The 311-nt window shown below is 74.0% G+C and carries 1 protein-coding gene; it reads right to left on the reverse strand.

Annotated elements, in window-relative coordinates:
- Positions 1-118 precede the first annotated feature (118 nt).
- Positions 119-311: DoxX family protein (locus tag VR45_RS37720; protein WP_045944463.1), on the reverse strand; the 193-nt coding region annotated here is incomplete at its 5' end.

Genomic DNA, 311 nt, shown 5'->3' on the forward strand with positions numbered 1-311 from the left:
TTCGGAACGGGAGCGGTCGAACTGTTTGCAATGAGCGAGGTGGATGCCTGCGCATGCCGCCCGCCCGTCGCCGCTGCCGGACGGCCGGCAGCGGCGACGGGGGCACGGGCGCGCCCGGTCAGGCGGCGAAGCCCAGGCCCAGGGTGACCGCGACGGGGGCGAGATAGAGGAGCGGGAAGGCCACGGTCTTGTAGGAGCGGGCCCGCAGACAGGTGATCACCGCGCCGAGGAAGTACAGGATCAGGCCGATCGCGGCGGCGACGCCGAGCGCCGGAACGGCGAGACCGACCAGCAGGCCGGCCGCACCGGCG

Source organism: Streptomyces sp. NRRL S-495, assembly GCF_000966955.1.
In the GTDB taxonomy this organism is placed as follows: Bacteria; Actinomycetota; Actinomycetes; order Streptomycetales; family Streptomycetaceae; genus Kitasatospora; species Kitasatospora purpeofusca.